The following is a 20,794-nucleotide window of genomic DNA, read 5'->3' on the forward strand; positions in this document are numbered from 1 at the left end:
ACGAACCCGGCGTCAGGGTGCGGTGAGCAGGGCCCGAGCGGCGGGGCAGGGTGCTCCGATCGGGCGTGGCTCACGTCCGCTTCACGGTGGACACGAGAAACCAACCCGGTTGTACACGGCGGGAAGCGACCTCATAGCGTGACCGGCGTGAGCGGTCGTGTCGATGTCGTGCTCCCCTGCCTCAACGAGGTGGAGGCGCTCCCCGGCGTGCTCGACGCGCTGCCCGACGGCTTCGACGCCGTGGTCGCCGACAACGGCTCCACCGACGGCACCCCCGAGCTCGCGGCCGGCCGCGGTGCGCTCGTGGTGCACGAGACGCGCAAGGGCTACGGCGCCGCCGTGCACGCCGGGCTGGAGGCGAGCCGCACCGAGGTCGTCGCGACCATCGACGCCGACGGCTCCCTCGACGTCGCCGAGCTCCCGGCCATGGTCCGCCTGCTGCTCGACACCGACGCCGACCTCGTCGTCGGGCGACGGGTGCCCGCCGCGAAGGGCGTGTGGCCGTGGCACGCCCGCCTGAGCAACCTCGTGCTCTCCGGCCTCATGCGGGTGCAGGGCGTCGGGGTGCGCGACATCGCACCGGTCCGCGTGGCCCGCCGTCAGGCGCTGCTGGACCTCGGCATCACCGACCGCGCCTTCGGCTATCCCCTCGAGCTGCTGATCCGGGCGGGCGCGGCGGGGTGGACCATCCGCGAGGTGGACGTGGCGTACCGGCCGCGGGCCGGCGGCCGCTCCAAGGTGTCCGGTTCGGTGCGCGGCACGGCGCGTGCCGTCCGCGACATGACGAAGGCCCTGGCCCGGACCCGCGCCCACGGCGCCTCGATCCGGGTGAACCGATGACCGAGCCGGCTGCGAACGCGTCGATCATGCAGGCCGATGAGGCAGTCCGCCGGGTGGTGCTGGTGCTGGCGAAGGCACCCGTCGCCGGGCGCGCGAAGACCCGGCTCACCCCGCCGGCCACCCCCCGGGGCGCGGCGCGCATCGCCGCCGCGGCCCTCCTCGACACCCTCGAGGCCGCCGCGGCCGTCCCCGGCGCGGCGGTCCTCGTCGCCCTCGAGGGCGACCTCGCCGACGCCGAGCGCGGCGACGAGATCGCCGGCGTGCTCGCCGCCCACACGGTCGTGCGCCAGCGCGGCGACGCGCTCGGCGAGCGCATCGAGGCGGTGCACGCCGACGCCGCCGACCTCTTCCCGGGCGCGGCGACCGTGCAGATCGGGATGGACACCCCCCAGCTCGACGCCGCCCTGCTGGACCAGGCGCTGCGGACGGTGGAGGCGGGCGCTCCGGCCGGAATAGGGATCGCCCACGACGGTGGTTGGTGGGCCCTCACGCTGCGCGACCCGCGGCGGGCGGCCATCATCTCCGCCATTCCGACCTCTCGTGACGACACCGGCCCCCGGACGCTCGCGGCCCTGCGTGACGCCCTCGGCGCGGAGGCGGTCGTCGAACTGCCCACGCTGTCCGACGTCGACACCGCCGACGACGCGGCCGCGGTCGCCGCGCTGGTGCCCGACGGTCGCTTCGCCCACGCGGTCGCAGAACTCCTCGGCGAGGTCGGCGCCGACCGTCGCACCATCGCAACAGTGTCCGGAGGTGGACGCCCGTGACGTCGATGACCAGCCCCATGACCGAGCCGTTCGCCGTCGTGGACGCGGCCCGGGAACGGGCCGGCTCGGCCGCCGACACGCTGGGCGGCACCGTCTTCGACGCCGCCCTGGCGGGGTTCAGCCACCGCCTCGTGCGCACCGACGGCATCGTGCTCCCGCTCGCGGTCCAGCGCTGGCAGGACGACGCCGACGAGCACGACGACTGGCTCCTGGAGCGCTGCAGCGGCGCGACGCTCGACCTCGGCTGCGGGCCGGGTCGCCTGGTCGTCGCCCTGGCCGACCGCGGCGTCCCGGCGCTCGGCGTCGACGTCTCCGTGCAGGCCGTGCAGCGCTGTCTGCAGCGGGGCGCCGCGGTCCTGCACCGGGACGCGTTCGAACGGCTGCCCGGTGAGGGCCGCTGGCAGCACGTGGTGCTCGCCGACGGCAACATCGGCATCGGGGGCGACCCGGTCGCCCTGCTCCGTCGCTGCAGCGAGCTCCTGACCGGCACCGGCACCGTCCTGCTCGAGCTGGAGCCCGGGACGGGCCTCTGGCAGGGCGCCGCGCACCTCGTGCGCGAGGACAGCGACGAGGACCCGGACGCGCCGCGCACGTGGTTCCCGTGGGCGGTCCTCGGGTCCGAGGCCGTCGACGAGGTCGCCGGGGCCGCGGGGCTGCGCGTGGTGGAGCGCTCCTGGTCGGAGACCGCGCTGCCGGACCCGGAGGGCACCGCCCGACCCGACGGCCGGGCGTTCGCCGTCCTCGCCCGCTGACCGGCCGACTCCCCGGGAGCCGTCCGACCCTGGGAGTCCGCTGACCCCGGCGGCCCGCTGACCCGCTGGGTCAGCGGCCTCCGATGACCTGGCTGCCCAGCGTCACGGACACCGTCCGCGGCGCCCCGCCGCCGGACACCACCGTCAGCGTCACGACCTGGCCCGGCGGGGTGGACTGCACCGCGGCGACCAGGGCGTTCGCGTCCTCGATGACGCGGTCGTCGACCCGGGTGACGAGGTCGTCGGGCTGCAGGCCGGCCGCCGCGGCCGGCGAGCCCGGCGTCACGGTGGCGACGGTCGCGCCCCGGGCGCCGCGGTCGGCGACCTGCACACCGATGATCGCCTGGGTGGCCCGGCCGGTCTCGACCAGCTCGGTCGCGATGCGCCGCGCGTGGTTCATGGGGATCGCGAACCCGAGTCCGATGGATCCGCCCTCCTGCCCGGCGCCGCCGCCGGTGACGCTCGCGATCGCGGTGTTGATCCCGACGATGCGACCCGCGGAGTCGGCCAGCGGCCCGCCGGAGTTGCCGGGGTTGATCGCGGCGTCGGTCTGGATGGCGTCGATGACGCTGCTCTGGTCGGCCGCCGACCCGCCGGCCGCGACCGGGCGGCGCAGCGCCGACACGATCCCGGAGGTGACGGTGCCGGACAGTCCGAGCGGCGAGCCCACCGCCACCACCGCCTGGCCCTGCCGGAGCTCGTTGGAGTCGCCCAGCGCCGCCGGCCGCAGGTTCCCGACCCCGGTCGCCCGCACCACCGCGATGTCGGCCGACGGGGCCGTGCCGACCAGCGTCACCGGGGCGCTCGAGCCGTCCGCGAACACCGCCTGCAGGCCGCCCGCACGTCCCGCGGCGAGGACGTGGTTGTTCGTCATGATCAGCCCGTCGGCGGAGATGACGATGCCGGACCCCGCGCCGGACGAGCCGACGATCTGCACCGTGCTCGGCAGGACGGTCGACGCGATGGCCTCCACCGAGCCGGCCGGGGCCGGCGGCAGCGGGTCGGAGTCGGACGTGGAGCCGAGCGAGGTCTGCGACACCGACGTCGAGGAGAACAGCGAGCCCGCGATCGCCCCGCCGATGAGGCCCGCGACCAGCGCCACCAGCGCGACGAGCACGAGGCTGCGCCGACCGACGCCCCCGCGGGAGGACCCGCCGTCGGGACCCGTCTCCGGGCGCCCCGGCCCAGGGGTGCTCCAGCCCGCGCCCGCGTCGGCGGGGAAGCCGCCGGGTGGGGTGGAGGTCATTCCCGACGACGGGGCGGGTCGGCCCCAGCCGTAGTCGCCGGCCGCCTCTCCCCCGCCACCGGTGCCGCCGAACGGTGCGCCGGACCAGGCGCGGGGGGCCTCGGCGCCGGGCGCCGCCGACGGTCCGTCGGACCAGCGCACTCCGCCACCGGCGCCGTGGCCGGTGCCGTGGCCGGCACCGAGGCCCGGCCGTTCGACCGTGGCCGGATCCGGCCCGACGCGCTCCGGCTCGCCGTCTCGCCGCGGCGTCTCGCTCATGGCTCCCCAGCCTTCCTCATCCCCGCCCCGCGGGCCCGGCGGGGAGGTCACGGTCCCGGTACGGCGGCCGCCCTGTCGCGGGTTCCCGCCGGGACCCCGCCGCCCTGTCGTTGTGATTCCCCACGACAGGTCGCCCCAGCGGCGGCGAGCACCCGCGACAAGCCGCCGCCGATCGTCACACGTTGCCCACGCACCTCCGGCACGGCGCGATCGAGGAGGATCGGGGGCGATGAGCACCCACCCGGAGCACGACGCGGCCGAGCACCCCGACCCGCCGTCGGGATGGCACGTGCTGCTCGAGATCCCGTTGCGCCGACGGGTGGCGATCCTGGTGTCGATCGGTGCGGGGCTGCTGGTCGCCCTCATCGCGGTGGCCGTCTTCCTCACCGCCTACCGGGCGCTCTACGACCAGCTCGACGAGAGCCTCGTCGAACGGGCCACCGCGGCGTCGTCGAGCGACCTCGCCGACCCGAGCCTGCTCTTCCGGGTCGTGTCCTCCGACGCCCTGGCCGCGGGCGACTTCCGGGTCGCGATCGTGTCGACGCCGAACCGCGCGCTCTTCCTCACCGGCAACCAGCCGCCGATCGGGGCCCCGGAGTTCGCGGTCGCCGCCGGGACCCCGGAGCCGCCGCGCACGGGCGTGGTGGACGGCGCGCCGTACCGCGTGGTCGCGGTGCAGGCCGGCAACGGCCGCGCGCTCGTGCTCGCCCAGGAGCTCGAGCCGACACGGCGCACGCTGTCGCGGCTGGCGGTCGTGCTCGTCGTCGTGGGCGGCATCGGGGTGGTGCTCGCCGCCCTGACCGGGGTCGCGATCGCCCGCGCGGGCCTGCGCCCGGTGGAACGGCTCATCTCGGCCACGGAGCGGGTGGCGCGGACCGGCGACCTGCAGCCGATCACCGTGACCGGTGGCGACGAGATCGCCCGGCTCACCCGCAGCTTCAACGCGATGCTCGCGGCCCTGGCCTCGTCGATCGACCGGCAACGACGGCTGGTCGCCGACGCCGGGCACGAGCTGCGCACCCCGCTCACGTCGCTGCGCACCAACCTCGAACTGCTCGTCGCGGCCGAGGAGGGCGCGGCGTCCGGCCGCCCGGACGCGCCCCGCCTGTCCGCCGAGGACCGCGCCGAGCTCACGGCCGACCTGCGCGCGCAGATCGACGAGCTCGCCACCCTCGTCGGGGACGTGGTCGAGCTCGCCCGCGACGACCCGCCCGAGGTCGCCGCCGAGCACCTGGACCTGTCCGAGGTGGTGGAACGGGCCCTCGACCGCGCCCGGCCCCGGGCCCCCGGCGTCACGTTCGCCGCCGAGCTCGCGCCCCTGGAGGTCGTCGGGGACGCGAGCGCGCTGGAGCGGGCCGTGCTCAACCTGCTCGACAACGCGGCCAAGTGGAGCCCGCCGGACGCCACCGTGACCGTGGTGCTGCGCGAGGGCGTCGCGCCCGAGCGCCCGGGCACCGCGATGCTCGAGATCGCCGACGAGGGTCCCGGGATCGCCCCCGAGGAGCGGGCGCTCGTGTTCGACCGCTTCTTCCGCTCCGCCGACGCCCGCACCATGCCGGGCTCGGGGCTGGGACTCTCGATCGTCGCCCAGACCGCGACCCGGCACCACGGGGGTGTCTCCGCGCACGAGGCGCCGTCGGGCGGGGCGCTGCTGCGGCTGTGGTTGCCGAGGGCCTGACCGGCCGCGCCCTCAGGCGCGCGCCGGCGCCGTCCGCCGTCGGCTCCGCAACGCCGCCACGGCGGCCACCACGCCCTGCCCGGCGAGGTCGAGCGAGTCGACCGTCACCGCCGCCAGCCACCCCATGGCGCGTCGCGCGTCGTCGAGCCCCGTCACCACGGCCCATCGGGCCCGTCCACCGTCCGTCACGCCTCCAGGTGTACGCGCTCCGGCGGTCGGCTTCCTGGGACGTCCGCATGAGTCCGCTGTGCATCGGGGTCCCCCGACCGCCCCGGACCACCGCGGAGGGCTCCCGGTCCGCCGGTCGACGGCACGCCGTCCGGGCGAACGTTCACCTGCCCGGCCGCACCCGCGTCGCACGGCACGTCGTTGGACCGGGCGTGTGCGGAGCATCGGGCGGCCCGGGGAGGAGTCGATGACCTCCACCCTGCCGCGCCACACCCCGGCACCGCAGCCGCCCCGGGCCTCACGCACCCGGCTGGTCCTCGCGGCCGTCCTCGCCGGCGCGGTGATCGCGGTCCCGGTCGCCCTGGTGGGCGGTCACGGGTCGGCGGGCCCGGCCGTGCCGGCGGCGGCGCGGCCCACCGACGCCCCCGCCCCGAGCACGACGCGCGTGGACCCGCTCGCGGCCGGACGCGCCCTCGCCGCGCGGCCCGCGACCGGGGACGGCGTGTTCGACAGCGCGGTCGGCGACTTCGCGTCCCACTTCGACGACACGGGCGGCTCCGGCCTCGTCGACGGCGCCCCGCTGCCCCGCGTGGTCGACGGCCCCGGGATGCGGTTCGCGATCCCCGGCGGGGCGAAGCGCGCGGAGGTCCTCCCCCAGCTCCCGGAGTACCACGAGGGCGACGACCTCTGGGTGCACGACGTCAGCCGGCTGCAGGACCTGCCGACCGACACCGACACCTGGCAGCTCGTGCTGCAGTGGCACCAGCGGGCCAACACCGGCTCGCCGCCGATCGCACTGGAGGCCGGGCGCGGGCGGCTGCGCCTGGCCAACGTGGGGGCCGATCAGCAGGACCTCGGCCCGCTGCGACCCGACGACACCGTCGACGTCGTCCTGCACGTCCACTTCTCGCGGTCGCCGGCGGACGCACTCGTCGAGGTGTGGCGCGACGGGCGCCCGATGGTGCTCGGCCACCACCCACCGCAGGGGACCCTGCTCGACGGCGGCGACTACCTGAAGCTCGGCCTCTACCGCGACCCGTCGATCACGCAGGCCTCGTCGATGACGACGACCCGGCTGGTCGCCGGCCCCACCGCGGCCTCGATCAACGCGCAGGGCATCACACCCCGCTAGCCGGAGTTCACGCGTCGGCGCGCAGCACGTACCCGACGCCCCGCACCGTGTGGATCAGCCGCGGCTCGCCGTCGGCCTCGGTCTTGCGTCGGAGGTAGCCGATGTAGACCTCGAGCGCGTTGCCCGTCGTCGGGAAGTCGTAGCCCCAGACCTCCTCGAGGATCCGGCTGCGCGTGAGCACCCGGCGCGGGTTGGCGATCAGCAGCTCGAGCAGGCTGAACTCGGTGCGCGTGAGCGTGATCGGCCGGTCGCCGCGCTTCACGTCGCGGGTGACGGGGTCGAGCGACAGGTCGGCGAAGGTCAGCGGGTCGGGCGTGTCGTCGCGGTCGCGGTCCTCCGGCGAGGTGCGCCGCAGCAGGGCCCGCAGTCGCGCGAGGAGTTCCTCGAGCGCGAACGGCTTCGCAAGGTAGTCGTCCGCGCCCGCGTCCAGCCCGGCCACCCGGTCGGACACGGCCTCCCGCGCGGTGAGCACGAGCACGGGCAGGTCGTCGCCCGCGCTGCGCAGCCGCCGACAGACCTCCAGGCCGTCGAGGCGGGGCATCATCACGTCGAGCACCAGGGCGTCGGGGCGCTCCTGCGCGATGGTGTCCAGGGCCTGCTGGCCGTCCGTGGCCAGCTCGACCTGGTACCCGTTGAACGCCAGGGACCGGCGCAGCGAGTCGCGCACGGCCCGGTCGTCGTCGACGACGAGGATCCGCATGGCCCCACTATGGACAGGAGTCCTGAGAGGCGCCTGAGGTGGCTCCGCCAGGTGAGCACGCACGGTCGCTGCAGCGGCCGTTGGTGCTCACCTGCGCAGCACCTAGAACTCCACCCGCGCCAGCCCCACGACCTCGGCGCGCCAGTCGGCGTACGCCTGGCCGATGGCGGCGTCGTCCGCGGTCTGGTCGGCCGGGCCCTTCGGGCCGGTGCCGGTGATCTTGGCGGCGATCTGCTCCGGGGTCCACGACGAGTCCGCGACGCGCACCGTGAGCCGCTCGGGCGCCCGCTCGGCGCGCAGGGCGTGGGCGAGCACGCGGAGCATCGCGGCGCGGGCGTCGGCGTCGTCCGGGGCGTCGCCGTCGACGTTGGTCTGCCCGCCGACGAGCAGGACGTCGGCGCCGGGCGCCAGGGTCGGCAGCACGGTCGCGGCCGCCCGGAAGCGGGACAGCAGGCCCTGGGTGAGGAACTGCTCGACCTTCGCGACGACGCTGCCCTCGCTCGGGGTCATGGCCACCGGCAGCTGCACGTAACCGTCGAAGCTCTGCCCGCTGACGACCTCGCCGAGACGTCCCGGGTCGTCCACCACGACGGCGTCCGCGCCCGCCGCCTTCACCGCCGCCGCCACCTGCTCGAGCCGCTCGCCACCACCGGTCACCAGCACCGTCGTCATGGACGGGGACCCTATCCAGCGCGACGGCCGCGCGGCACGGGCGAGATCGGTTCAGCGGGCCGGACCATAGATCGACACGACGGCCGCGGCGCGCGCCGCCATCTCCGCGCGCACCTCGTCGGGACCCAGCACCTCGACGACCGCACCGAAGCCGAGCAGCGCGCCGACCGCGGCACCCGTGGCGCGGAACGTCAGCTCGAGGCGGTCGTCCTCGACGGGGCGCGGCGGCTCGACCAGCTGCGGGGCCACGACGCGCAGCAGCCGCTCCCGCCACACCGGGTCCACGCGCACCGGGACGACGACGGGGTCCGGCGCGGCCTCGAGCCGGTCGCGCAGCTCGGTCCAGACCTCCTCGAGGTCCCGGTCGTCGGGACGCCGCGCGGGCGTGCCGGTGGACTCGGCGTCCTCGACGCGGTCGACCCGGAACATCCGCGGTGCCCCGCGCCGGGCCGCGACCAGGTACCAGACGCCGGCCTTGCTCACGAGCCCGTAGGGGTCGACGGTGCTCGTCGCCGTGCTGCCCGAGGAGGCCGAGCGGTAGCGCAGCCGTACCCGCTCGTCGCCGGCGACGGCACGCTGCAGGACCGCCAGCGCCGGCGTGTCCCTCACCGGACGCCGCCAGCCGTGCGGCTCCACGATCACCGTGCGGCGGACACGTGTGATGTCGGCGCGCCGCGCCTCCGGCACCGCGGCGAGCAGCTTGCGGACGGCCGACGCCAGCTCGCGACCGAGGTCGCCCTGCTGGTCGGTGAGGGCGAGCAGGGCCCGCATCTCGGTGTCGGTGAGCCCGGAGACGTCGGTGCGGAACCCCGGCATGAGCACCACCCCGCCGTGGCGCCCCCGCTCGGCGTAGACCGGGACGCCCGCCGCGGAGAGCGCCTCGACGTCCCGCGCGACCGTCCGCGTCGACACCTCCAGGCGCCGCGCGATCTCGGGGGCGGGCAGCCGGCCGTGCGCCTGCAGGAGCAGCAGGGTCGCGAGCAGCCGGTCGGAGCGCATGGCGTCGAGATTCTCGCAGAATCACGACAGCACCTGTCGAGTATGGCGGCGCATCGTCGGGACCATGAGCCTCACCTCCTGTGGCAGCAAAGCGTCGTTGCTGTCATCCAGCGGCAGGAACGCCACCTTCTCGATCGACCCCGACGGTCCGTTCTCGCTCACGGCGGCGCGCTCCTCGGTGATGCGCTGGGCGCCGGTCGCGCGGTACGGGCACGACGACGGGCCGCTCGTCATCGGCGCGATCGCCGACGACGACCTCGCGCCGCTCGCGATCACCGCGACCCAGGAGCGCCCGGACGGTCCGGTCGACATCACGACGACGGGGACCGGCTCCCCCGAGCGCGCCCGCGCCCAGGCGGCACGGATCCTCTCGCTCGACCACTCCGGGGCCGGGCTCGCCGCCGTGGCCGGGCACGACCCGGCCGTCGGGGCGGTCCTCGCCGCCCACCCCGGGCGGCGGCCGATCCTCTTCCCCTCGGTCTACGAGGCCGCCGCCTGGGCGGTGATCTCGCCGCGGATCGGCAAGGCACGCGCGGCCACGCTGACCCGGCGGATCGCCGCCGAGCACGGCACGCGGACGGCCGGGGTCGACTGCTTCCCGACGCCGGCCGCCCTGCTCGGGATCGAGGCGATCCCCGGGCTGCCCGCGGAGAAGGTGCGCCGACTGCACGGTGTCGCGCGGGCCGCGCTCGACGGCGAGCTCGACGCCGACCGGCTGCGCGCCCTCGGCCCGGACGGCGCCCGCGCGGCGCTGCGCCGGGTCCGCGGCATCGGCGAGTTCTGGGCCTCCGGCATCTGGCTGCGGGCCTGCGGCGTGGTCGACGAGTGGCCCGAAGAACCGCTCGCGACCGCCGCCCTCGCCCGCCTCCACGGCCGCGACCCGGCCGACTACGACGACCCGGCCGTCCTCGGGGCCGCGACCGCCCCGCTCGCCCCGTACCGGACGTGGATCGCGTTCCTGCTCCGCATCACCCAGGCCTGAGGGAGAGTCCGATGACCGACCCCCGCCCGCTCCTGTACCGCGCCGCCGAGCAGGTCGGCGCCCTCACCACCCCCGGCCTTCCGCTCGACGCCCCGACCCCGTGCGCGGGCTGGACCGTCGACGACCTGCTCGCCCACCTCGTCACCGTGCACCGACGGGTCGCGCACGTCGGCCGGGGCGGGCACCCGTTCGACCTGCCGCACCGCAGCCCCGTGACCGACCACGCCGTGGCGTTCGCCGAGGGCCGGCGCGAGATCGCGGAGGTCTGGCACGACGACGCCGTCCTCGACCGGGAGCTCACGGTGCCGTGGGGCACCGTGCCCGGCCGGGTCGCGGCGTGGGGGTACCTCCGCGAGTTCGCGACCCACGGGTGGGACCTCGCCGTCGCCCTCGGCCGCGTCGACGCGCTGGACCCGAAGCCGGCCGCCGCCGTGCTCGACTCCGTCCGGCACGCGCTGCCGGCCGAGCCGCGCGGCGGGGACATCCCGTTCGGCCCCGTCGTCGAGGTCCCCGACGACGCCGGGCCCTACGAGCGGCTGGTCGCCTGGCTCGGCCGCGATCCCGCGGCCGTGCGCGTCTGAGCCGTCCCGACGGCGGGTGCGCGCACCCGCCGTCGGGAACCCGCCTCAGAGTCGGACGGCCTCGAGCAGCTCGACCGTGCCCATGATCTCGAGAGTGTCCTCGTCGAGCGGGCGGCCGTAGGCGACCGCGAGGTCCTTGGCGCTGGTGGCGAGGGCCTTCCACCGCAGTTCGGAGAGGTGGACCTCCGGGGTGCGGCCACGCTGCTCGGGGTAGAACAGCTCGCCGATGTCGAGCCCGAGCGCCTGCTGCATGCCCCGGAACCGCGGGTGGCCGGAGACGAGGGTCGAGGCACTCGCGAAGTGCTCGACGGCGATGCGACTGCCGGGCGCCGAGAGCTGCTGGACCCGCTCGAAGAGCAGTTCCTCGGCCTCGGCGGGCAGGTAGGGCAGGAGGCCCTCGGCGAGCCACGCCGTGGGCACCGACGGGTCGAAGCCGGCGGCGGTGAGGGCGGCCGGCCAGTCGTCACGCAGGTCGGCGGTGACCGGGACGCGCCGCACCGTCGCGCGGGCCGACTCCTCGTCGAGCACGCGGTCCTTGAACTCGAGCACCGCGTCCCGGTCGACCTCGAACACGGTGACGGCGTCCGGCCACGGGAGGCGGAACGCCCGCGCGTCGAGCCCGGCGGCGAGGATCACCACCTGCCGGACGCCGCTCTGCGTCGCGTCGAGGAAGAACTCGTCGAAGAAGCGGGAGCGCACACCCATGTAGGTCGACATGGCGCTCCAGGTCTCCGCGGAGTCCGCGTCGGCGGTCGGGGTGCCGGGCAGCTTCACGTCGAGTCCGGCGCGGTCGACGAAGACCTGGGCGAACGGGTCCTCGACGAGCGGGTCCGCGTGCCGGCTCTCCACCGCTCGCGCCGCGGCGACCCCCAGGGCCGTGGCCCCGACGCTGGTCGTGATGTCCCACCGGTCCCCGTTGCTTCGCATGCCTAACGACTACCCGGTGCTCACAGCCGGAAGCGGACAGTGCGTATCAGCTCACAGTGAGTGCCTGGACGCCGAGGCTGCTCGCGGCCACCAGCCCCCAGAGGCATGCGCCCAGGAGCAGCGGGCGGACCCCGGCGCGGCGCAGGTCCGCGACGCGCATCGAGAGACCGATGCCGGCGAGGGCCGTCGTGATGAGGAAGGTGCCGACCGCGGTGAGCGCCGGGTGCCACGACGCCGGCACCACGCCGACCGTGGTCAGCGCCGAGGCCACGACGAATCCGACGAGGAACAGCGGGACGAGGCGCGTCCAGGGCAGGCGCTGCCGCGTCGTGGCGGCACCGCCGCCGCGCCGGGCCACCAGGAACGCGACCCCCATGACGACGGGGATGATCATGAGGCTGCGCGTGAGCTTCACGACGACCGCGTAGGTCCCGGCGTCGCCGCCGTAGGCGTAGCCGGCCGCCACCACCGACGAGGTGTCGTTGATGGCGGTCCCCGCCCAGAGGCCGAAGGCGTGCGGGTCGAGCCCGAGCAGGTGCCCGAGCGGCGGGAACGCCAGCACGGCGGCGATGTTGAAGACGAAGATCGTGCCCACGGCGTAGGCGACGGTCGACTCCCGGGCCTTCAGCACCGACTGCGTGGCGGCGATCGCCGACGCCCCGCAGATGGCGGTGCCGACGCCGACCAGCAGCGTCGTGTCCCGCTCGACCCCGAGCAGCCGGCCGAGGAGCCAGGCCCCGCCGAGGGCGACCGCCAGCGTGCCGAGCATGACCGGCAGCGACGACGCCCCCACCGAGGCGACCTGCGCCAGCGACAGCGTGGCGCCCAGCACCACGATCGAGGCCTGCAGCACCGGCTTCGACGCGACGGCGAAGCCGGGGCGCCACCGCGGGCCGGGCGTCAGGACGGTGGCCAGCAGCAGGCCGAGGACGATGCCGAAGACGGGTCCACCGACGACCGGGACCTCGGCTCCGGCGGCCGTCGCGACGGCCGCGACGCCCACCGCGGCGGCCAACCCCGGCCCGACGTCGCGCACTCCGGTCGCGGTCCGCTCGACGAGGGTCGGTCCCGTCCGGTCCGTGAGCATCACGTCGTGCCTCCCCATCAAATGTCCGTACCTTTGTGTCCGGACATTAGACCGGGCAGGATGGGCGGTCAAGCGAGGGAGGTGGACGACATGGGCCCACGGGCACTGCAGCGGGCAGCCGGCACGCCGCTCTGGAGCCAGCTCCAGGACGACCTCCTGCGCCGCATCCACGCGCACGAGTTCGACGCGGCGTTCCCCGGCGAGCTCGCCCTCGTCGAGGAGTACGCGGTCAGCCGGCACACCGTGCGGCAGGCGCTCTCCCAGCTCCGCGCGGACGGCGTGGTCATCGCCGAGCGTGGGCGGGCGCCCCGGGTCGCGCGGACCGGGCCACCACCCGCGATCGACCAGCCCGTCGGGGAGGCCTACAGCCTGTTCGCCGCCGTCGAGGAGGCCGGGCGGCGGCAGACCAGCGAGGTGCGGCGGCTCGAGCGGGTCGCCGACGGCGTCGTCGCGCGGCGGCTCGGCCTGGAGGAGTCCACCCCGCTGCTGACCGTCGAACGGCTCCGACTCTCCGACGGCGAGCCGCTGGCCTGGGACCGGGCGTGGTTGCCGTTCGCCGACGCCGCGTCGCTCGTCGGGACCGACCTCACCCGCACCGCGCTCTACGCCGAGCTCGCCGCGCGTGCCGGACTGCACGTCGACGGCGGGCGCGAGCGCATCCACGCCGAGGTGGCCGCACCCGCCGTCGGGAAGCTGCTCGACATCGCGCCGGGCGCGCCCGTCTTCCGGATCGAACGGCTGGGCACGGCGGGCGACCGGCCGGTGGAGTGGCGGCACACCGTCATCCGCGCGGACCGCTTCCACCTGACGGCGAGCTTCGGCGCCCGGCCGGCGCCGTGGTCCATCCAACGCGACGACGCCCACGCCGGAGGAGCCCGATGACCGAGATCGATCCCGACGAGGCCCGACGCCGCCTGGCGGCCGGCGAGGCCGTGCTCGTCGACGTCCGCGAGCCCGCCGAGTGGGCCGCCGGGCACGCCCCGGACTCGCTGCACCGGCCGCTCGCCCAGCTCGACCCCGGGGAGTTCGCGGGGCGGACGGTCGTCACCACCTGCCGCGGCGGGGGTCGCGGCGGGCGGGCCGCCGACCAGCTCGCCGCGGCCGGGGTCGACGCGGCCAACCTGACGGGAGGCCTGCGGGCGTACACCGAGCACGGCGGGTCGCTCGTGCGCGACGACGGCTCCCCCGGCACGCTCGATGGATGAGCCTCGACGACACGCTCGCCCGCTGGCACACCATGGTGGAGCAACGGGACATGAGCGACCTGCCCGGGATCGTCCACCCCGACGCGGTCTTCCGGTCACCGGTGGCGCACACGCCCTACCCCTCGCGGGACGCGGTGGTCCTGGCGCTCTCGACCGTGCTCACGGTGTTCGAGGACTTCCGCTACCACCGCACGTTCCGCGAGGGGCACGACGCGGTGCTGGAGTTCTCCGCCACCGTCGACGGGAAGGCGCTGCGCGGGGTCGACCTCATCCACGTCGACGACGACGGGCTGATCACCGAGTTCGAGGTGATGGTGCGCCCGCTGTCCGGGCTGCAGGCCCTCGGCGCGGCGATGGGACAGCGGGTCGGCGCGCAGCTGACCACGTTCAAGGACGCCTGAGCGCGGGCAGCCAGGGCCCCGTGACGACGATCGCGATCATCGGGGCCGGACGGGGACTGGGCGCGTCGACGGCGCGCCGCTTCGGGGCCGAGGGCTTCGACGTCGCGCTGGTCTCCCGCAACCTCGACCGCGCCCGTGGCCTCGCCGCCGATCTCACGGCCGAGGGTGTCGCGGCGCACGGGTTCGCGACCGACGCGCGCGACCCGGCGGCCCTGGCGGGCACGCTGGAGCGGATCACCGAGACCGTCGGGCCGATCGAGGTGCTGCAGTACAGCCCGCTGCCGCAGAAGGACTTCCTGCGCCCGGTCCTGGAGACCACGGCCGCGGATCTGGTCGGACCGGTGGAGACGTCGATCTACGGACCGGTCGCGGCGGTGCACCAGGTGCTGCCGGGGATGCGCCACCTCGGCCGCGGCACGGTGCTGTTCGTGAACGGCGGGTCGGGGGCGCGGCCGTCGTCCCGCGTCGCCGGGACGTCGATCGCCTTCGCCGGGCTCGGCGCGTTCGCCACGATGCTGCACGACGAGGTGGCCGCCGACGGCGTGCACGTCGCGCAGCTGATCATCCCGGGCGCGATCGAACCCGGGCACCCGCGCAAGGACCCGGCCGTCCTGGCGGAGACGCTCTGGTCGATGCACACCGGCCGCTCCGAGTTCCGGGTGTTCGCCGAGTCCTTGGACGCGTGACGAGCTCGCCGAGAGGCACGCCAGGCAGGTCTCCGGACCCGGTTTCCTGCCTGGCGTACGTCTCGCGATCACCGCGCCCGCTCGCCCGTTCGCGAGGGTCACGTGAGGCGCGTCGTCGGGCTCCGACCCCTGCCCGGCGTACCACTCGCGCGGCCGAGCGGCCGGGAGCGGTTACGCTCACCCCGGGCCCCCGTAGCTCAGGGGATAGAGCACCGCTCTCCTAAAGCGGGTGTCGCAGGTTCGAATCCTGCCGGGGGCGCCCTGTGAGCCGCTCGCGCGCCGCGAGCCGCCTTGCGCAGCGGTGCCGGTATCGTCCGGATCCGCCGTCGCCCCGCGTCGGCCGATCCGGTCCTCGCGCAGGGCCGGGGCTGTCCCCGACCCCGTCCAGCCTCCCGAGGGGCCTGCCGTGACCGGCGAGCGATTCATCCCGTTCCGCAAGGCGACCGTCGTCGAGATGTGTGTGGACCGCGAGCCGGAGGCCGAACGGGAGTCCTTCCGCGCGTTCGCCGATCTCCTGTCCAGCCTGCTCCACCACGAGTTCCGAGGACGACTCGAAGCTCTCAAGGACGCCTACTACCCGTTCAATCCGGACACGGACACGCACACGGTCGTCGAGCCCGGCGAGGCCGAACGCGCCGAGGCGCAGGAGCTCGTGGCGCGCGAGCTCACCGACCTGGCCGAGGACGCGAACTTCGAGCGCATCTCCGCCGAGGACCTCGGCCGGGCGTTCGAGCAGGAGTCCCTGATGAAGGTCCGGCTGGACGTCGACTTCGACGACTTCGAGCAGGTCGTCTTCTACCGGCGCGGCGAGACCGTCCGGACGGAGGAGGTCAGGCAGTTCTTCGGCCTCCGTCGCCGGACCATGACCTTCACCAACTACGGGAAGGTCCTCGTCCACGTCCGGTTCAAGGACGCGTCCTACTTCGAGGAGAAGGGGCGGGACGTCGCGAAGCTGCCGTTCACCCCCGGCTCGACGATCATCAAGCTGTTCCAGGACGTGCCCCGCGCCGACCTCGAGATGCTGTTCCCCAACGCGCAGGTGCGGATGCGGCGCATCGACAAGCTCCTGATCGGCGTCCCCGCCGTCGTCTCGGGTGTCATCGTCGTCGCCACCAAGCTCATCGCGGCCCTGCTGCCGCTGTTCCTGCTGCTCGCCTTCTGGATCGGGGTCCGCCGCCAGCCCGTGGAACTCCAGAGCGGGCAGCTCCTCGCGCTCGGGGCCGGCCTCGTGGCGTTCGGCGGCTACGTGGTCCGGCAGATCAGTGCGTTCAAGAACCGGCGCATCCAGTTCATGAAGACGCTGTCCGAGAGCCTGTACTTCCGCAACCTCGACAACGACGCCGGCGTCTTCCACCACCTGCTCGACGCGGCGGAGGACGAGGAGGTCAAGGAGGCGGTGCTCGCCTACCACTTCCTGCGCGCGGCGGGCGAGCCGCTGACCGCCCGGGAGCTGGACGAGCGCATCGAGGACTGGTTCGCCCGCACCTGGGACGCGGAGTTCGACTTCGAGGTCGACGACGGCGTGGCGAAGCTGCGTCGGCTGCGCCTGCTCGACGAGGACGCCGACGGCCGCCTGGGCGCGGTCCCGCTCGACGAGGGCAAGCGCCGTCTCGACGAGACCTGGGACGACCTCTTCGACTACAACACCGTGGGCGCCCCGTCCCGCTGAGCCCTCAGGCCAGGGCGGAGAGCGTCACCGCCGACAGGCCGCGCCGGGCGGTGCGCTCCAGCAACCCGTCCACGGTCCCGGCAACACCGGCTCGCTGCGGGCCCTCGTGCAGGACGACCACCGCGCCTCGGCGCACGACCGGGGCGAGCCACGCGGCGGTCGTCGCCGTTCCGGCGCCGGAACCCGCGACCGCGACGGCCGTGCCCAGCACGCAGCGCAGCCCCTCCTCCTCGGCGACGGCGAGATGACGCGGGGTCGGCCAGCCGGAGCCGGGCCGGAACCAGCGCACCGCGCCGTGGGTCTCGAGCAGCGACTGCGTCGCCCGCAGGTCCGCGCGGAACTCCGCGAGCGGCAGCCGCCACGTCGGCCGGTCACGCCACGTGTGGTTGCCGATCTCGTGCCCCTCGGCCGCGATCCGCGCCACGAGGTCCGGATGCGCGGACGCCCGCTCGCCGATCAGGAAGAACGTCGCCCGCGCCCGGTGCCGCGCGAGGACGTCGAGCAGCGCCGGCGTCGTCGCCGGGTCGGGACCGTCGTCGAACGTCAGGACGAACCGCGGTGACCGGGTCGGGACGGAGAAGAGCACCCGACCCTGCAGGATCGGGCCGAGGGCGGTGAGCGGGGTCGACATCGACGTCCATGATGTCCGCTCGTCGGGGGGGCTCCCCGCCGTGGAACGACCGCGGACGCTCAGCCCGTCCGCTCGACCCGGTCCCGGTCCCGGTCCGGGTCCGCCCGCCAGAAGTCCCCGAGGAACCGGCGGAACGTCCCGAACGCCGTGGTGGGCGCCGGCTCGACGTCCACGACCGGAACGGGCTCGAGCTCCTCCGGCTCGTCGACCTCGTCCATCACCGGCCGGTCCCAGCCCTCGACCGCGAACTCGTCGGGGTAGTCGATCCACAGCGACGGCTCCAGGAGCCGGACCGAGATCCACTGGTGGTCGTCGGTGAGCGACACGATCTCGACCGCCGGCACCCGGAAGGCAGCGGCCAGCCGTTCCGAGCGGCGCCGGAAGTCGATCGGCAGCTGCCCGGACCGGAGCTTGACCGAGAACCGCGCCGGGGCGCCCTCGTCGAGCGCGATCCGGCCGATCGTCGGCACCTGCAGGATCGCCCCCGGCGGCGGCATCACCTGCGCCAGGTGCGTGGTCAGACAGGCGTTCGTCCAGATGTTGCGGAGCTCGTGCGAGAGCGCCGCCACCTCCCGGTGGTGCCACTCCCGGTCCGCCCGGCACGCACCTGGCGTGAGCGGCGCGATGAGCCACATGATGTCCCCCTCGTGTCCCCCTGTGGGGAACAGTAGAGGGCACGATCCGTGCATTCGGTAGTCAATTCGACGCCAGTGTCATCACGAATGGACGAACCCGACGTCGAGAGACTCCGACGATCAGCGTTTCCGACACGCCTCGTAGATCGCGCGGTACTGCTCCCCGCTGAGCCGGCCGTCCGCGTGCGCGGCGTCCATCGTCTTGACCCACCCGCCGTCGGGAAAGGGGTCGGTGTCGGCCAGGCTCGTCCCGGCGGGCGTCGCGTCCGGCCACGAGTGCGCCGACAGCGCCCGCACGGTCTCGTCCAGCGAGACCCGGCCCGCCTCCAGGTCCAGCAACCACCGGTCCGGCACCGAGTCCCCCGGCTGCCACGATCCCGCCACTGCCCACCTCCGTGTGTCAGGTCACACGACTCCACCACAGGGATCCGTTCCGCGCGACCCCCGAGGCGGGCCACCGGGCGGCGCAATCAGGACATAAGCTCCGGGTCATGGCAGCCGGACTGTTCGCCCTGCTCGACGACGTCGCGGCGCTGGTGCGGTTGACCACCGCCTCGCTCGACGACGTCGCGGGCGCGGCCGGGCGCGCCAGCGCGAAGGCGGCCGGCGTGGTCGTCGACGACGCGGCGGTGACCCCGCGCTACGTCCAGGGTCTGGAGCCGAGGCGGGAGCTGTCGATCATCGGGCGCATCGCGCGCGGCTCGCTGATCAACAAGATCGTCATCATCCTGCCGGTCGCACTGCTGCTGAGTCAGTTCGCGCCGTGGGCGCTCACCCCGATCCTCATGCTCGGCGGGCTCTACCTCTCCTACGAGGGCGCCGAGAAGGTGTGGGAGAAGGTCACCGGCCACGAGGAGCACGCCGAGAAACGCAACGAGGAGGTGGCCGCCGCCCCTGAGGAGAACGAGAAGAAGGTCGTCTCCTCCGCGGTGCGCACCGACTTCATCCTCAGCGCCGAGATCATGGTGATCGCGCTGAACGAGGTCGCCTCCGAGGGGCTCGTGTCGCGGGCGGTCATCCTCGCCTTCGTCGCCGTGGTCATCACCCTGCTGGTGTACGGCGTGGTGGCGCTGATCGTGAAGATGGACGACGCCGGGCTCGCCCTGTCGAGGCGCGAGACCCCCGCGGTCGCGGGCTTCGGCCGCGGCCTGGTCAAGGCGATGCCGATCGTGCTGGCGACCCTGTCGAACGTCGGGATCGTCGCGATGCTCTGGGTCGGCGGGCACATCCTGCTGGTCGGCGTCGACGAGCTCGGCCTCCACCCGCCCTACGCGTTCGTGCACCACCTCGAGGAGCTCCTCGGCGGCGGGTTCCCGGGCTGGCTGGTCAACACCCTGTGCTCGGCGCTGATCGGCCTCGTCGTCGGCGGGATCCTCGTCGCGGTCATCCACCTCCTGCCCAGGCGCTCGTCCGAGCAGCACGCCTGAGCGTCCGTTTCGCGACGGCGGGGCGCGGCAATCCGCGCGCCCCGCCGCCGAGCACGAGGACCTCCATGACGAACCCGCCCGCCCAGGGCCAGGACCACCCCGGCCACGAGGCGCTGCTCGACCCGCCCGCCGATCACGGCGAGCAGAGCTATCGCGGCAGCGGCCGGCTCGAGGGCAAGGCGACCGTGATCACCGGCGCGGACAGCGGCATCGGTCGCGCCGTCGCGATCGCGTTCGCGCGGGAGGGCGCCGACGTGGTGCTCGGGTACCTGCCCGCCGAGGAGGACGACGCCCGCACCACCGCGCGGTGGGTGGAGGAGGCCGGGCGGCGCGCCGTGCTCGTGCCGGGCGACCTCGCGGAGCCCGACCAGTGCCGCGCGCTGGTCGCCCGGGCCGTCGACGCACTCGGCCGGATCGACGTGCTCGTCAACAACGCCGCGTTCCAGATGGTCCGCGACTCGCTGGAGGACGTCCCGGACGAGGAGTGGGACCACACGATGGCCGTCAACCTCGGGAGCCTCTTCCACGTCACGAAGGCGGCGCTGCCGCACCTGCGGCCGGGCGCCTCGATCATCAACACGACCTCGGTCAACTCCGACCAGCCGCCGCCCGGGCTGATCGTCTACGACACCACGAAGGCCGGCATCGCCAACTTCACCGGTGCGCTGGCGCAGCAGTACGGGCCGAAGGGCATCCGCGCGAACAGCGTCGCGCCCGGGCCGATCTGGACCCCGCTCATCCCCGCGACGATGAAGCCCGAGGACGTGGAGGGATTCGGCACCTCCACCCCGCTCGGCCGCCCGGGCCAGCCCGCCGAGCTCGCGCCCGTCTACGTCATGCTCGCCTCGGACGAGTCGAGCTATGTCAGCGGAGCCCGGATCGCGGTGACCGGAGGCACGCCGATCCTGTGATCGGCCCGCCCGGCCTGGCTCTCTAGACCGACCGGAGGATGGCCCGCGCCGACGACGGCTCGTCGACGTCGTCGCTCGTGTGCACGAGGGAGAGTCGCGACCCGGGGCCGCCCGGCTCGTCGATGGCCGCGAGGGCCTCGATGAAGTAGCGCAGCAGCGACTCCGGCGGGATCGACCGGGAGAGCCGCACCTCGCGCGTCACGGGGTCGGCGACCCAGGCCGTCCGCCCGTCCAGCTGCTCCCAGTACACGCTCACGCCGGCCTCGGCCAGCAGGGGCAGGGCCGCCAGCGGGTCGGGAACGGAATCGGAGGAAGCGTTCACACCGGGACGTCCGCACCACGGGCACCGGCCGGATCGGCGTTCGTTGAAAGTTGGGCCGAACCTCCGCGGGACCGGTGGCAGGCGGCGCAACGGGATCGACGATGTGGCGTCACTGCCA

Annotated in this window: 25 protein-coding genes and 1 tRNA gene; 15 read left to right on the plus strand and 11 right to left on the minus strand. The window is 74.8% G+C overall.

Annotated features, from left to right (window positions below; genetic code table 11):
• The first annotated feature begins 147 nt into the window (after positions 1–147).
• From QSK00_RS25240 to QSK00_RS25250, 3 genes are read left to right on the plus strand one after another with little or no spacing between them, the layout of a single operon-like run.
• Positions 148–840, plus strand: a complete 693-nt coding sequence (locus QSK00_RS25240) for a glycosyltransferase family 2 protein (protein WP_285595335.1) — start codon at positions 148–150, stop codon at positions 838–840.
• Positions 837–1,607, plus strand: coding sequence for a TIGR04282 family arsenosugar biosynthesis glycosyltransferase (locus QSK00_RS25245; RefSeq protein WP_285595336.1), 771 nt, complete (start codon positions 837–839; stop codon positions 1,605–1,607). The genes QSK00_RS25240 and QSK00_RS25245 overlap by 4 nt, the downstream gene beginning before the upstream one ends.
• 5 nt (positions 1,608–1,612) lie before the next feature.
• On the plus strand, positions 1,613–2,359 hold the full coding sequence (locus QSK00_RS25250; protein WP_285595452.1) for a class I SAM-dependent methyltransferase: 747 nt from the start codon (positions 1,613–1,615) through the stop codon (positions 2,357–2,359).
• Positions 2,360–2,429: 70 nt separating this feature from the next.
• On the opposite strand, the gene QSK00_RS25255 is transcribed toward QSK00_RS25250, so the two are convergent.
• On the minus strand, positions 2,430–3,863 hold the full coding sequence (locus tag QSK00_RS25255; RefSeq protein ID WP_285595337.1) for a S1C family serine protease: 1,434 nt from the start codon (positions 3,861–3,863) through the stop codon (positions 2,430–2,432).
• A gap of 229 nt (positions 3,864–4,092) precedes the next feature.
• Here QSK00_RS25255 and QSK00_RS25260 point away from each other — a divergent pair, with 229 nt between their 5' ends.
• Positions 4,093–5,541, plus strand: a complete 1,449-nt coding sequence (locus QSK00_RS25260) for a HAMP domain-containing sensor histidine kinase (protein ID WP_285595339.1) — start codon at positions 4,093–4,095, stop codon at positions 5,539–5,541.
• 12 nt (positions 5,542–5,553) lie between these two features.
• Here the strand turns inward: QSK00_RS25260 and QSK00_RS25265 are convergent, their stop codons facing one another.
• Positions 5,554–5,730 (minus strand): hypothetical protein, encoded by a 177-nt coding sequence (locus QSK00_RS25265; protein WP_285595342.1) that lies wholly within the window; start codon positions 5,728–5,730, stop codon positions 5,554–5,556.
• 226 nt (positions 5,731–5,956) lie between these two features.
• On the opposite strand from QSK00_RS25265, the gene QSK00_RS25270 reads away from it, so the two are divergent.
• Complete coding sequence (locus QSK00_RS25270; protein ID WP_285595344.1) at positions 5,957–6,841, plus strand: heparin lyase I family protein; 885 nt, start codon at positions 5,957–5,959, stop codon at positions 6,839–6,841.
• Between the two features lie 7 nt (positions 6,842–6,848).
• Here QSK00_RS25270 and QSK00_RS25275 read toward each other — a convergent pair whose 3' ends face one another.
• The 3 genes from QSK00_RS25275 to QSK00_RS25285 all read right to left on the minus strand — a co-directional run bounded on the left by QSK00_RS25275 (position 6,849) and on the right by QSK00_RS25285 (position 9,212).
• Positions 6,849–7,541: a response regulator transcription factor gene (locus QSK00_RS25275; RefSeq protein WP_285595346.1), complete on the minus strand. Its 693-nt coding sequence runs from the start codon at positions 7,539–7,541 to the stop codon at positions 6,849–6,851.
• A gap of 102 nt (positions 7,542–7,643) precedes the next feature.
• Complete coding sequence (locus QSK00_RS25280; RefSeq protein ID WP_285595348.1) at positions 7,644–8,213, minus strand: hypothetical protein; 570 nt, start codon at positions 8,211–8,213, stop codon at positions 7,644–7,646.
• 51 nt (positions 8,214–8,264) lie between these two features.
• Entirely contained in the window at positions 8,265–9,212 is a 948-nt protein-coding gene (locus QSK00_RS25285; RefSeq protein WP_285595350.1) for a helix-turn-helix transcriptional regulator, read from the minus strand.
• 64 nt (positions 9,213–9,276) lie between these two features.
• On the opposite strand from QSK00_RS25285, the gene QSK00_RS25290 reads away from it, so the two are divergent.
• Both QSK00_RS25290 and QSK00_RS25295 read left to right on the plus strand, forming a co-directional pair.
• A complete protein-coding gene (locus QSK00_RS25290; RefSeq protein WP_285595352.1) occupies positions 9,277–10,194 on the plus strand; it encodes a DNA-3-methyladenine glycosylase family protein in 918 nt (305 codons plus the stop codon).
• An 11-nt stretch (positions 10,195–10,205) separates the two neighbouring features.
• Positions 10,206–10,775 (plus strand): TIGR03086 family metal-binding protein, encoded by a 570-nt coding sequence (locus QSK00_RS25295; RefSeq protein ID WP_285595354.1) that lies wholly within the window; start codon positions 10,206–10,208, stop codon positions 10,773–10,775.
• A 45-nt stretch (positions 10,776–10,820) separates the two neighbouring features.
• On the opposite strand, the gene QSK00_RS25300 is transcribed toward QSK00_RS25295, so the two are convergent.
• Positions 10,821–11,702, minus strand: a complete 882-nt coding sequence (locus QSK00_RS25300) for a class I SAM-dependent methyltransferase (protein WP_285595356.1) — start codon at positions 11,700–11,702, stop codon at positions 10,821–10,823.
• Between the two features lie 46 nt (positions 11,703–11,748).
• Positions 11,749–12,789 (minus strand): YeiH family protein, encoded by a 1,041-nt coding sequence (locus QSK00_RS25305; RefSeq protein WP_285595454.1) that lies wholly within the window; start codon positions 12,787–12,789, stop codon positions 11,749–11,751.
• 90 nt (positions 12,790–12,879) lie between these two features.
• On the opposite strand from QSK00_RS25305, the gene QSK00_RS25310 reads away from it, so the two are divergent.
• The 6 genes from QSK00_RS25310 (at position 12,880) to QSK00_RS25335 (ending at position 16,750) form a co-directional block, all read left to right on the plus strand.
• Positions 12,880–13,671: a GntR family transcriptional regulator gene (locus QSK00_RS25310; protein WP_285595358.1), complete on the plus strand. Its 792-nt coding sequence runs from the start codon at positions 12,880–12,882 to the stop codon at positions 13,669–13,671.
• Positions 13,668–13,994, plus strand: a complete 327-nt coding sequence (locus QSK00_RS25315; RefSeq protein WP_285595360.1) for a rhodanese-like domain-containing protein — start codon at positions 13,668–13,670, stop codon at positions 13,992–13,994. Before QSK00_RS25310 ends, QSK00_RS25315 begins: the two co-directional genes overlap by 4 nt.
• Positions 13,991–14,395 (plus strand): nuclear transport factor 2 family protein, encoded by a 405-nt coding sequence (locus QSK00_RS25320; RefSeq protein WP_285595361.1) that lies wholly within the window; start codon positions 13,991–13,993, stop codon positions 14,393–14,395. Before QSK00_RS25315 ends, QSK00_RS25320 begins: the two co-directional genes overlap by 4 nt.
• A 20-nt stretch (positions 14,396–14,415) precedes the next feature.
• On the plus strand, positions 14,416–15,081 hold the full coding sequence (locus tag QSK00_RS25325) for an SDR family NAD(P)-dependent oxidoreductase (RefSeq protein ID WP_285595363.1): 666 nt from the start codon (positions 14,416–14,418) through the stop codon (positions 15,079–15,081).
• 186 nt (positions 15,082–15,267) lie between these two features.
• Positions 15,268–15,340, plus strand: a tRNA-Arg gene (locus QSK00_RS25330).
• Between the two features lie 147 nt (positions 15,341–15,487).
• The gene (locus QSK00_RS25335) at positions 15,488–16,750 is read left to right on the plus strand and encodes a TMEM143 family protein (protein WP_285595366.1); all 1,263 of its coding nucleotides are present in this window, start codon (positions 15,488–15,490) and stop codon (positions 16,748–16,750) included.
• Between the two features lie 4 nt (positions 16,751–16,754).
• Here QSK00_RS25335 and QSK00_RS25340 read toward each other — a convergent pair whose 3' ends face one another.
• The 3 genes from QSK00_RS25340 to QSK00_RS25350 all read right to left on the minus strand — a co-directional run bounded on the left by QSK00_RS25340 (position 16,755) and on the right by QSK00_RS25350 (position 18,400).
• Positions 16,755–17,381 (minus strand): polysaccharide deacetylase family protein, encoded by a 627-nt coding sequence (locus QSK00_RS25340; protein WP_285595368.1) that lies wholly within the window; start codon positions 17,379–17,381, stop codon positions 16,755–16,757.
• 59 nt (positions 17,382–17,440) lie between these two features.
• Positions 17,441–18,016 (minus strand): LamG domain-containing protein, encoded by a 576-nt coding sequence (locus QSK00_RS25345; protein WP_285595370.1) that lies wholly within the window; start codon positions 18,014–18,016, stop codon positions 17,441–17,443.
• Positions 18,017–18,136: 120 nt separating this feature from the next.
• On the minus strand, positions 18,137–18,400 hold the full coding sequence (locus QSK00_RS25350; RefSeq protein WP_285595372.1) for a hypothetical protein: 264 nt from the start codon (positions 18,398–18,400) through the stop codon (positions 18,137–18,139).
• Positions 18,401–18,507: 107 nt separating this feature from the next.
• Between QSK00_RS25350 and QSK00_RS25355 the strand changes: the two genes are divergently transcribed.
• Together QSK00_RS25355 and QSK00_RS25360 are read left to right on the plus strand one after the other, a co-directional pair.
• Complete coding sequence (locus tag QSK00_RS25355) at positions 18,508–19,443, plus strand: DUF808 domain-containing protein (RefSeq protein ID WP_285595374.1); 936 nt, start codon at positions 18,508–18,510, stop codon at positions 19,441–19,443.
• A 65-nt stretch (positions 19,444–19,508) separates the two neighbouring features.
• Positions 19,509–20,354, plus strand: a complete 846-nt coding sequence (locus tag QSK00_RS25360) for an SDR family oxidoreductase (RefSeq protein ID WP_285595376.1) — start codon at positions 19,509–19,511, stop codon at positions 20,352–20,354.
• Positions 20,355–20,376: 22 nt separating this feature from the next.
• On the opposite strand, the gene QSK00_RS25365 is transcribed toward QSK00_RS25360, so the two are convergent.
• Positions 20,377–20,676 carry a hypothetical protein gene (locus QSK00_RS25365; protein WP_285595380.1) on the minus strand — a complete coding sequence of 100 codons (300 nt, stop codon included), beginning with the start codon at positions 20,674–20,676 and terminating at the stop codon, positions 20,377–20,379.
• Positions 20,677–20,794: the final 118 nt, after the last annotated feature.

The organism is Actinomycetospora sp. NBRC 106378 (assembly GCF_030269685.1).
Lineage (GTDB): Bacteria > Actinomycetota > Actinomycetes > Mycobacteriales > Pseudonocardiaceae > Actinomycetospora.

Bases quoted from the DNA above. Each gene is read 5' to 3' on its own strand.
- QSK00_RS25245 (WP_285595336.1), top strand. From the start codon at position 837: ATGACCGAGCCGGCTGCGAACGCGTCGATCATGCAGGCCGATGAGGCA.
- QSK00_RS25250 (WP_285595452.1), top strand. From the start codon at position 1,613: ATGACCAGCCCCATGACCGAGCCGTTCGCCGTCGTGGACGCGGCCCGG.
- QSK00_RS25255 (WP_285595337.1), bottom strand. From the start codon at position 3,863: ATGAGCGAGACGCCGCGGCGAGACGGCGAGCCGGAGCGCGTCGGGCCG.
- QSK00_RS25260 (WP_285595339.1), top strand. From the start codon at position 4,093: ATGAGCACCCACCCGGAGCACGACGCGGCCGAGCACCCCGACCCGCCG.
- QSK00_RS25270 (WP_285595344.1), top strand. From the start codon at position 5,957: ATGACCTCCACCCTGCCGCGCCACACCCCGGCACCGCAGCCGCCCCGG.
- QSK00_RS25275 (WP_285595346.1), bottom strand. From the start codon at position 7,541: ATGCGGATCCTCGTCGTCGACGACGACCGGGCCGTGCGCGACTCGCTG.
- QSK00_RS25280 (WP_285595348.1), bottom strand. From the start codon at position 8,213: ATGACGACGGTGCTGGTGACCGGTGGTGGCGAGCGGCTCGAGCAGGTG.
- QSK00_RS25285 (WP_285595350.1), bottom strand. From the start codon at position 9,212: ATGCGCTCCGACCGGCTGCTCGCGACCCTGCTGCTCCTGCAGGCGCAC.
- QSK00_RS25290 (WP_285595352.1), top strand. From the start codon at position 9,277: ATGAGCCTCACCTCCTGTGGCAGCAAAGCGTCGTTGCTGTCATCCAGC.
- QSK00_RS25295 (WP_285595354.1), top strand. From the start codon at position 10,206: ATGACCGACCCCCGCCCGCTCCTGTACCGCGCCGCCGAGCAGGTCGGC.
- QSK00_RS25300 (WP_285595356.1), bottom strand. From the start codon at position 11,702: ATGCGAAGCAACGGGGACCGGTGGGACATCACGACCAGCGTCGGGGCC.
- QSK00_RS25305 (WP_285595454.1), bottom strand. From the start codon at position 12,789: ATGCTCACGGACCGGACGGGACCGACCCTCGTCGAGCGGACCGCGACC.
- QSK00_RS25310 (WP_285595358.1), top strand. From the start codon at position 12,880: ATGGGCCCACGGGCACTGCAGCGGGCAGCCGGCACGCCGCTCTGGAGC.
- QSK00_RS25315 (WP_285595360.1), top strand. From the start codon at position 13,668: ATGACCGAGATCGATCCCGACGAGGCCCGACGCCGCCTGGCGGCCGGC.
- QSK00_RS25320 (WP_285595361.1), top strand. From the start codon at position 13,991: ATGAGCCTCGACGACACGCTCGCCCGCTGGCACACCATGGTGGAGCAA.
- QSK00_RS25340 (WP_285595368.1), bottom strand. From the start codon at position 17,381: ATGTCGACCCCGCTCACCGCCCTCGGCCCGATCCTGCAGGGTCGGGTG.
- QSK00_RS25345 (WP_285595370.1), bottom strand. From the start codon at position 18,016: ATGTGGCTCATCGCGCCGCTCACGCCAGGTGCGTGCCGGGCGGACCGG.
- QSK00_RS25355 (WP_285595374.1), top strand. From the start codon at position 18,508: ATGGCAGCCGGACTGTTCGCCCTGCTCGACGACGTCGCGGCGCTGGTG.
- QSK00_RS25360 (WP_285595376.1), top strand. From the start codon at position 19,509: ATGACGAACCCGCCCGCCCAGGGCCAGGACCACCCCGGCCACGAGGCG.